General features: G+C 61.7%; 6 protein-coding genes. 5 read left to right on the top strand and 1 reads right to left on the bottom strand.

The window, feature by feature from the left end:
* The 4 genes from A4R35_RS03745 to A4R35_RS03730 all read left to right on the top strand — a co-directional run.
* A partial coding sequence (locus A4R35_RS03745; RefSeq protein ID WP_112426676.1) for a class I SAM-dependent methyltransferase occupies nucleotides 1-649 on the top strand: 649 nt, incomplete at its 5' end.
* Nucleotides 650-1,128: 479 nt separating this feature from the next.
* Nucleotides 1,129-2,508, top strand: a complete 1,380-nt coding sequence (locus A4R35_RS03740) for a cystathionine beta-synthase (RefSeq protein WP_112433973.1) — start codon at nucleotides 1,129-1,131, stop codon at nucleotides 2,506-2,508.
* A gap of 335 nt (nucleotides 2,509-2,843) precedes the next feature.
* Nucleotides 2,844-3,272 (top strand): archease, encoded by a 429-nt coding sequence (locus tag A4R35_RS03735; RefSeq protein ID WP_112426674.1) that lies wholly within the window; start codon nucleotides 2,844-2,846, stop codon nucleotides 3,270-3,272.
* Between the two features lie 364 nt (nucleotides 3,273-3,636).
* On the top strand, nucleotides 3,637-5,097 hold the full coding sequence (locus A4R35_RS03730; RefSeq protein WP_112426672.1) for an RtcB family protein: 1,461 nt from the start codon (nucleotides 3,637-3,639) through the stop codon (nucleotides 5,095-5,097).
* A 214-nt stretch (nucleotides 5,098-5,311) separates the two neighbouring features.
* Here the strand turns inward: A4R35_RS03730 and A4R35_RS03720 are convergent, their stop codons facing one another.
* Complete coding sequence (locus A4R35_RS03720) at nucleotides 5,312-7,267, bottom strand: DUF505 domain-containing protein (protein WP_112426668.1); 1,956 nt, start codon at nucleotides 7,265-7,267, stop codon at nucleotides 5,312-5,314.
* Nucleotides 7,268-7,899: 632 nt separating this feature from the next.
* Here A4R35_RS03720 and ftsH point away from each other — a divergent pair.
* Nucleotides 7,900-9,990: an ATP-dependent zinc metalloprotease FtsH gene (gene ftsH, locus A4R35_RS03715; protein ID WP_112426666.1), complete on the top strand. Its 2,091-nt coding sequence runs from the start codon at nucleotides 7,900-7,902 to the stop codon at nucleotides 9,988-9,990.
* Nucleotides 9,991-10,065 lie beyond the last annotated feature (75 nt).

Raw genomic sequence — 10,065 nt, 5'->3', positions numbered from 1 at the left:
CCGGGCCACCCTGATCGGCGTCGACCTCAGCCCGGCAGTGATCGAATACGCCACCGCGCAAGCCTGGTCGCGCGGCCTGGAGAACGTCCACTTTCAGGTCATGGACGTCATGGAGCCGCTCGCTTTCCCCGATGCCTCCTTCGACCTGATCAATGGCCGGCTCCTGTGCGGCTTCATGCTGCCGGAGGCCTGGCCGCGGCTGCTCGCGGAGTGTCGCCGCCTGCTCGTCCCCGGCGGGGTCGTGCGCCTGACCGAGATGGAGGAGCCGCTGACGACCAGTCCCGCCTTCGAACGCTTTAGCGCCTTGGTGACCGAGGCACTGCGGAGGGCCGGCCAGAGCTTTTCCCCGGACGGGCGGCATCTGGGCATCACTCCGGTGCTGCCCCGGCTGGTGCGGCAGGCCGGCTTTGTCGACGTGCGGCTGCGACCCACCGCCATCGAGTGGTCGATGGGCACCGAGCAGCACTATCCGGTCTTCAAGGACGCGCTCATCGGGTTGGAGCTGGTCCAGCCCTTCCTGATCAGGGCAGGCGTCGCCACGCCCGAGGAACTGACCTCCTTGTATCAGCAAGCGGTGGCTGAGATGCAGGCCGACAACTTCTGTGCCATCTGGCAGCTCCTTACGGTTTGGGGAAACCAACCTGCATGAAACCTCCTCGGGAGAGGGTGAGCTGGGTGGCTTCCCTCTCCCGAGGAGGTTATTCCTCCTGCTCCCTATTCTCTTGCTCCTTTGGAAGAGAAAGATAGCCCCGTTTCCCTGGCGGGTATATAAAATGTTGTCCGTTTCCATGCAGTCCACAACCTACTCTGGTGGTGGCAGCGGCTCATAGCAGCAACACCCAGGCCTGGAGGGGGGAGGTCACTCTCCTCTGCCAGCCTGACACTTGCTCTGCTGATAGCCATGCTTCTGGGCCTCTGGCCAGGCTACGTTTCCTCATGCTATACTGTGGCTACGAGATCAAGCAGGTCCCGGTCCACTGGGTGCGTCGCTTGCGTGGTGGGCCGGGTCGGGTCTCATCTCTCTTATCCAACACGTGCCCACCCAACGAAAGAAGGCCAGTAACTGCTGCAGAGAGGAAGCGTGGAGATATGCAGGAGAAGCATGCGGCTGAACCCGCTCCAGGAGACATGCGCTACTATGATTCCATCCTCGATGCCATCGGCAACACCCCACTGGTGCGCCTGCGCAAAGTCGCTGCCGATGTTCCCCCCCTTGTGCTCGCCAAGATCGAGATGCTCAATCCTGGCGGCAGCGTCAAAGACCGTATCGGACCGGCAATGATCGAATACTGTGAGCGTCAGGGCCTGCTGCGTCCTGGGGGGACCATTGTCGAACCCACCAGCGGCAATACCGGTCATGGCCTGGCCATAGCTGCCGCCATCAAAGGCTACCACTGCATCTTTGTCATGACGGACAAAGTCAGCGAAGAGAAGCGCAGCTTGCTGCGGGCCTATGGGGCTGAAGTTGTCATCTGCCCGAGTACCGTGCCCCCCGATTCGCCCGAGCATTACAAGAACGTGGCCCATCGTCTCGCTAAGGAGATTCCCGGGGCCTGCTGTCCCGATCAGTATTCCAACCCCGCCAATCCGGCTGCTCACTATGCCAGCACTGGACCTGAGATCTGGCGCGATACCGCCGGGCGCATCACGGCCTTTGTGGCGGGCATTGGCACCGGCGGCACCATCACCGGTACCGCTCGCTATCTCAAGGAGCAGAATCCGGCTATCAAGGTCATCGGCGCCGACCCGGCAGGCTCTGTCTACTCGGGCGACACTCCCAAGCCCTACAAAGTCGAGGGCATTGGTATGGAGGTCTTTCCCAAGAATTACGATCCCTCCATCGTCGATGAAGTCATTCGCGTCGAAGATCGCATCTCCTTCTACTGGGCCCGGCGCCTGGCTCGCGAAGAAGGGATTCTCGTTGGTGGCTCCTCGGGCACCGCGCTGGCGGCAGCTCTTACCTACGCACGCCGGCTCACTCCCAATGATGTCGTTGTGGTGCTCTTCCCCGATACCGGACGTGGCTACCTGAGCAAGCAGTTTAACGACACCTGGATGCGCGAGAACAACCTGCTCATGCAGGCTGAGAGTGAGCAGCCAACACTGCGCGACGTGCTCACTTATCGGCGCACGCATGAGGGTAGCATGCCGCTGGTTGTCAGCGTCGCCCCCCAGGACTCGATCGCTGATGCTGTTCAGCTGCTCCGTCGCTATGGGATCAGCCAGACGCCTGTGATGGAGAACGGGCGCATGGTGGGCAGCCTGACCGAGGATCTGCTGCTCCTGCATCTGGCAAGCGGAGAAGCGCTGAGCGAGAAGACGGTCGGCTCGCTCCAAGGCCCACCTTTTCCCGAGCTGCCCGCTGATGCCCCTATCCAGGAAGCCTATACCCTCTTTCGGAGTGGTCAATCGGCGGTGGCCGTCATGCAAGGTTCCCAGCTCGAAGGCATTGTCACCCGCAGCGACCTGCTGGAGTTCTGGGCTCACAGCCGGGAGCGAACCTGCTAGCTAGCACCCCGCCGCACCCACACCCGCATCGCTCCCCGCTTTATGAGACTGCGGCGCTGGGCTGCGCTATACTTGAGCGGCATAACAGGGAGCAGGGGAGAGCGCGGCCCAGCAGCATCTGCGCTCCCCCTCATCTTGACAAAGCGCAAATCTGCTGCTACCATCGAAACGTGGTGTTTGAATGCAGCGGACTGGCCGGCATTCGGGAAGGAGGCAGCCATGAAACACAATACCAGAGCGGTGTCTCCGAGGTGGAGAAGTGCCACACGCTGACCAGCGCTTGCCCAGATGCAAGCAGGGAGTACAATCCCAGGTGGCAGAAAGTGGGCAGAGCTATGGATGAGCTGCCGTTTGAAGTCTTCGAGCACACGGCAGACGTCGGATTGCAGGTCTATGGGCGGACACTGCCGGAACTCTTCATCCATGCAGCAGAGGGGATGGAGAGCCTGATGGTGCCTCTGGAGCAGGTCGAGCCCAGAATCAGAAGGGAGGTGGAGGTTGAGGGGGACGATCTGGTCTCGCTGCTGATTGCCTGGCTAAGTCGTCTGATCTTCCTGTTCGATACCGAGTTCTTGCTCTTTCGCCAGTTCGAGATTGAGGACTTCTCCGAGACCCAGCTGAAGATGAAGGCGCGTGCGAGCGGCGAGCCATATGATGAGCAACGCCACGAGCTGAGCAGTGCCATCAAGGCGGTCACCTGGCATCAGGCCGAGGTTGTCTCCACCGCTAACGGCTATCGGGCACGCATCATCTTCGACATCTAGTCCTCGGCCCTGCTCGCCGGAAGCGCTACCGCGTCTCTGTGTGCGCCTGTCGCTCTCCTGCTTCACTCACCCAGGCCCTGCTATCTCCTCAGCTATCCATAGCCAGGTGCTCGCAGGAGGGAGAGAGTGCCTTGCTGTTCACTGCTACCGATCCCTTGGCCCTCCTGTCAAATGACCCCGTGCCGTGCTCGGGACTCGACTGGTCCAATGGCGTCGTCTTCCATAAAGGTCGTTGACCAGCGAAGAACGGACTGTCGCGCGCTATCCCACCGCTGGCTGGTTGGCAGTAACAGCGCAAGCAGCCCACGTTTCTCCTTTGAAGCAAAGTTGAGGCAAGCACAAGAAGAGCAAGGAGGGATTCACGATGAGCGATACCGGGGTGAAGGTTCCTCTCCAGCGGATTGATGCCTATCGCTGGCGCATCCCCCAGAGCTACCAGCCGGAGATGCGCGTGCCGGGCATTGTCTATGCCGATGACGTTCTCATCGAACAGATTCGCCAGGACAACTCGCTGCAGCAGGTAGCCAATGTGGCCACGCTGCCGGGCATTGTCGGCTACTCGCTGGCCATGCCTGATATCCATTGGGGCTATGGCTTCCCTGTCGGGGGCGTAGCTGCCACCGATGTTGAAACAGGAGTGGTTTCCCCAGGAGGGATCGGCTTCGATATCAACTGTGGGGTGCGCTTGCTTGCTACGGGTCTGAGCTATCAGGAAGTGAAAGGGAAGGCCGATCGCCTGGCCGATGAACTCTTCCAGCATCTGCCCTCGGGTGTGGGCGGCAAGGGCATGCGCAGCCTGAGCGAAAGAGAGCTGCGGGAGGTTATGGTGCGGGGGGCGGCCTGGGCTGTGGAACAGGGCTATGGCTTTCCGGAGGACCTGGAAGTCACCGAGGAAGGAGGCTGTTTGACGGGAGCCAGTCCTGAAGCCGTCTCAACGACGGCCATCCAGCGCGGCGTCAACCAGCTCGGGAGCCTGGGCGCCGGTAATCACTTCTGCGAGGTCCAGGTCGTCGATTACATCTACGACGAAGAGGCGGCGCGAGCACTTGGCCTCTACAAGGACCAGGTCGTGACGACCATTCACTGCGGGTCCCGGGGATTTGGGCACCAGATTGCCGAGGATTACATTCGCGTTGCTGAGAGCAAGCAGAAGGACTTTGGCTTCAAGCTTGTCGATCGACAGCTGGCCTGTCTGCCGCTGCGCTCGGATCTGGGCAAATCCTATCTGGGGGCTATGGCCTGCGGGGCAAACTTTGCCTGGGCCAACCGCCAGTTACTCATGCACGGCGTGCGCCAGGCTTTTTCCAGAGTCTTCGGGCGCCAGGCGCGGCCTGCAGAGATGCCGCTGGTCTACGATGTATGTCATAATATCGCCAAGATTGAGGAGTACCGCATCAACGGCGAGCTGCAGCGCGTCTGCGTCCATCGCAAAGGGGCCACGCGCGCCTTTCCTGCCGGGCATCCTGCTGTTCCTGAGAAGTATCGCGCGGTGGGCCAGCCGGTGCTGATCCCGGGCGACATGGGACGCTACTCGTTCGTCCTCGTCGGTGCCCCTGGCTCGATGGAGCAGAGCTTTGGGACAACCTGCCACGGCGCCGGACGCCAGCGCAGCCGGACGGCTGCCAAGAAAGCTATCAGCAGCAAAGACTTGATGGCCCAGTTGGAGGCGAAAGGCATCGCGGTGCGGGTGCACAGCAAGGGCCTGCTGGCTGAAGAGGCGCCTTTGGCTTATAAGGACGCCGAGCAGGTGGTGCGCGTCGTTCACAACGCCGGCCTGGCCAGGCTCGTAGTGCGACTACGCCCGATCATCGTCGTCAAGGGCTAAGCTGCCTGGCCTGATCAATGGCCGCTGCCGGTACCGCTGCCGGACAGAAGGGCGGGCTGCCAACCAGCCTGACCGGATCAATAGCCTGGCTGGTTGGCAGCTGAAAGGCCGGACAGCCTGTCAGCCAGTGCTGTCCTCCGGGCTGTCTACCCTCCTCTCGCCAGAGGAGTGCGGACAAGACAGAAGGTCGAACAACTTCCCCGAGCCGCTCTGCTCAGACGCGCTGCTGAAGCAGGGCAGCCGCCTCCAGCACCTCTAGCCCGGCCTCGTTAAGCGTTACCTCACCAATATAATGGCCCATACGCGCTACATGTCGCGTTTCCAGGAACTCCTGCGGCCCCAGGCCCGTGAGACGCTCCACTTCCTTCCACTGCTCCGGCTGAAGACGGACCTTCTGCTCCTTGACATAGAGCGTTCCGACCTGGCGCATGGCCTCAAGCAGGCGTACAATGCGTGGCGTAATGGGATGAGCCAGCTTTGTCGCCCCGGCCACCGCTCGCGCTAGTAGCCGGCCCGCCTCTGTGCGCACAATCTGTCCATCTGCCAGGCGGTCAATCAGCCCGTGTGCCTCCAGCTTATCCAGAGCCCAGGCCAGGCGTTCCCCCTCTAGAGACGCCTGATACTCCGAGACAAATGGCCCTGGCTCCGTCTCTGGAAGGTTGGCCAGCACCTCTGCCTCCACTCGTGTCAGCATTGGCTGGCGCGGGCAATGCTCAGCCAACCAGGAGTAGAGCCGGCCCGCACGGGTCACGCCTCCGCCGCTACCGACGAGGCCCTCCTCGCGCGCTCGCTCCACCCAGGAAGTTGCCAGCCCTGTCCAGCGCGTCACAGCCATGCTCACGGCTTTGACCGCCGTCGAGGAGATAGCGCGTATCTGCTCCTGCTGCTGCTCCTCGACCACACGCTGGCCATAGGGTGTCAGCCGATAGAGCGTCCGCTCGCCATCGCTCTCGGTCCGCACCAGTGCCAGGGCCTCTAGACTGGCTATCAGCTCCTCCAGGTCCCACAGCGAATCAAACCACTCATCGCGGCTACGTAACTCCCCCAGCAGCTCCACAGCACGTCGCTTCAGGGCCGAGCGCTCCTCCAGACGCCGACCATAACGTCCGACGATCTCCCGATAGCGTTCGGCCAACTGCTCTACCAGCGTTTTGCGCAGACGTTCCAGATCAGGAGAAGGTCCGCCATTCTCCTGACGAGCTGCGAGCTGGTGGAGCGTCAGCAAGACCTCGACTTCGGCCTCTGTGAGAGCGAAAGTCCGCACCGAGACGGGCCGCTCGCTCTGCAGGAGAGCGTAGGCACGCAGAGCTGCCTCACCGGCAGGCGTGAGATAGCTATCCAGCCCCATAAAACCCAGTTCCTGAAGCCGCTCTCTCTGGTCAGCTGTGAGAGCCTCGCTGCCGCGATCTACCAGGAGGGCCAGCAGCTTGAGAGTAGGCTCGTCGAGGACGACGGCCCCGAGCGTATAGCCTCCCTTGCGCAGCGCCTCATAGACAGCCTCACCCAGCGCCGTCAGGGCATAGAATCGTCCATCGGGCAGCGACCAGGTGATCAGCTCCATTGCTTCTAGCAGATCAATGAAGTCTCCTGATAGGCCGGGAGCCGGGCGCCCACTGTAGCCCGGAATCATACGCTGAATGGCGTTAGCCAGCTCTCCATCGATCTCCAAACGGGGCCGATGGCGCCGCGCGAAGTCCAGCCAGGCCCGCCCATGCCGATTCAAGCGCTGCACCACGCTCTTATGGAGCGGATCAGTCGCCTCCTCGGTCAGGCCACGGGCCTGCAGCAAGCCCGCGGTCGCTGGCCCCACTCTTCCACCAGCGTGCTCGGCAGCCTGCAGCGCTGCCAGAATATCCGATCCCAAGAAGCGCCAGTTTTGCTCTCCGTTCTCGTGCTCGCCCGCCAGAAGAAGCTGTCCGCGCTCATCGAGTCTGAGGCTGCCCGCCTGCCAGTCGCGGCGCATCTCCTCCAGCAGCTGGAGGGCCTCTCGTCCGGCATAGGTCAGACGATAGGAGCGTGGCAGCTCCAGGGCCGCCAGCCCCTGCAACTCCAAGGCTCGATAGGTCAAGGCCCGGCGATCATCCTCTGCCAGCTCGTAGGCAGCCTGGCCGGCCTCTTCACTGCTTGCTAGCTCCCGTAAGGCTGCTACATGAGCTCCCGTCAAGAGCATGACAACCAACCTCCTTCCTGGCTCCGTTCCTACTCGGCCACAAAAAAAACAGCATGCACACTATCGCCTGATGAGGAAGTGGCGGATCAAGGTTCGTGTCTCAAATCATGACACGAGCCTGCTCTTCTTCCCTTCTCCCAGAAGCGGAACCGCCGACATTGGGCAGGCCAGAACGAGACGGGCTTTTCCAGTGTACGGCTTCTGCTCTCCTCAGTCAAGGTCATCATGACGTATCATAATTCAGACTATCTCATTCTATAGTTAGGAGAACGGGGAGCGCACTTCTTTGCCCTGCTCCTTCACCTGATGAGCTAATTGAGGCACTTGACAAAGAGCGCCAACTTGTCTATAGATTCCCTTGAGAGGAAAATGACTGTCATCAGCTGATCCGGTTCCGAGAACTTGCGCCCGAGCGCCGAGAGGAGAGGCGCTCACGTTCTTTGGTTCGTTTGCTTCAAGCGCTGTTTGCCGGCCTCCGCTCTTCCTTCGTCCGTCCACGTCTTCGTTTTCGGTCCATTGTAGTTGCAAGAGAGAGAGGAGCTTTTTGTGCGTCAGGCAGGCCAGTTACCAGTGGGGTCTCTCTAGCGAATGCCAGACTTGCTGGTGACTGCGGCCTGCCGGAGGAGGCGGCGATGCTCGAACAAAAGCCAAGCACCACGTCAGGCAGGCAGCCAAAGACTCAACGTCTCGGCAGCAATCACCCAGCCAATAAAGGCGCTCCCAGCCCCAGTGGAGAGCAGCGACCGGGGTCATCTTCTCAGCAGAATCAGCCCCAGCCCCGTCTTGGCTTCTGGCTACGGCTCCTGCTGATCATGGTACTCATCAACCTGGTCTTCTATGGCCCGTTTTTCTTCAACCTGACGGGCTGGGGGCAGACGACTACCATCGACCTGCCCTATAGCGCCTTCATCCAGCAGGTTCAGCGAGACAACGTTGCCAGTGTGACCATTAAGAGCGACAATAGTGTCACCGGGACGCTCAAGTCGCCCATCGAGCAACGGCAGCCAGATGGCCAAACAATCTCGGCCACCCACTTCTCGACGTACATCCCCGCACCTGGCGACCCTAATCTGCTGCCCCTCCTGGAGCAGAAGGGAGTCGAGGTGAGCGCTGAACCTGTGCAGCCGTCCTGGTGGCAGACGGCGCTCTCCTGGTTCATCAATTTGTTGCCAGTCCTGTTGCTCCTCTACTTTGCCTTCATGAGCTGGCGGGGCATGCGCCAGCTCCAAGACATGCAAGGTGGAGGACTCTTCGGTTTCGGACGCAGCCGGGCCAAGCTCTATACTGAAGAGCGACCGACGACTACTTTCGCCGATGTGGCTGGAGTCGAGGAGGCCAAAGCTGAGCTGCGTGAAGTTATCGACTTCCTGCGCGATCCTCAGCGTTTCCTGCAGATCGGTGCTCATATTCCCAAGGGAGTCCTGCTTGTTGGTCCGCCGGGCACGGGCAAGACACTGCTCGCCCGCGCCGTGGCTGGTGAGGCTGGCGTCCCCTTCTTCAGCTGCAGCGCGACCGATTTTGTAGAACTGTTCGTTGGCGTCGGGGCCAGTCGTGTACGCGATCTGTTTGCCCAGGCGCGTAAGCAGGCTCCATGTATCATCTTCATCGATGAGATCGACGCCATCGGACGCGCTCGCAGTGGGGCCGGTACCCTGGCCAGCAATGATGAGCGCGAGCATACGCTCGAACAGCTCCTGGTCGAAATGGACGGCTTTGAGCCGCACGAGGCCGTTGTCGTGCTGGCTGCAACCAACCGTCCAGATGTGCTTGATCCAGCCCTGCTGCGGCCTGGTCGCTTTGATCGCCAGGTGGTGGTCGATCGCCCGGAGCGGCGCGGACGCGAGGCCATTCTGCGCATCCACACGCGCCAGGTGCCTCTGGCCCCCGATGTCAATCTAGAGGAGCTGGCCCGCAGTACGCCCGGCTTCTCGGGGGCTGATCTAGCCAATCTTGTGAACGAAGCCGCCCTGGCGGCGGCCCGCAAGGGCAAGTCCCAGGTTGATCGCGAGGACTTCCAGGAAGCCCTCGACAAGCTGTTGCTTGGCGGCAAGCGCGAGGCCCTGATGGATGAGCGCGAACGGCGCACGGTCGCCTACCACGAGGCAGGCCACGCCCTGGTGGCCGCCGTTCTGCCGGATGTCGATCCACTCTACAAGGTGACGATTGTCCCACGCGGGCGCGCTCTAGGCGTCACGCAGTTCTTACCCGAAGATGATCGCCATAACTATCCGCGCTCCTACCTGCTGCAACGCCTGGCAGTGGCCTTGGGTGGGCGCACCGCCGAGGAAGTAGCCCTGGGTGAAATTACCTCGGGGGCCGAGAACGATCTCAAAGAAGCCACACGCCTTGCTCGCCGCATGGTCACCGAGTGGGGCATGGGTGAGAGCACGGGCCTGGTGGCCTACGACTTGGAGCAGGGCGATGGCTTCCTCGGAGGGACCTTGCCGGGCGAACATCAGCGTCTCTACGCTGAAGCAACAGCCCAACGCGTCGATGCTGAGGTGGAGCGCATTGTCGAGCAGGCCCATCAACAAGCCCGTGCCGTCTTGACTGAGCATCGCGCCGCCCTCGATCGCCTGGCAGAGGCCCTGCTCCGCGAGGAGGTCCTGGAGCGCGAGCAGGTGCTTCAGATCATCCGCGAGGCCACTACCCCCGGAGCTGCCTCTGCGGTCGAGGTCAAGGCTGGAAACTCAGCCCCGAGCCGCGCGCCTCTGCTCGAATAGGGAAAGCCAGCCGGCGGCCCGCTTACCACTCTCTATTGGCGTGGTGGCACAGCCCTCACGCGGTTTGAGGGATGG

The sequence above is a fragment of the Thermogemmatispora tikiterensis genome (assembly GCF_003268475.1).
GTDB classification, from domain to species: Bacteria; Chloroflexota; Ktedonobacteria; order Ktedonobacterales; family Ktedonobacteraceae; genus Thermogemmatispora; species Thermogemmatispora tikiterensis.
This window is presented reverse-complemented; position numbering and strand designations above follow the sequence as displayed.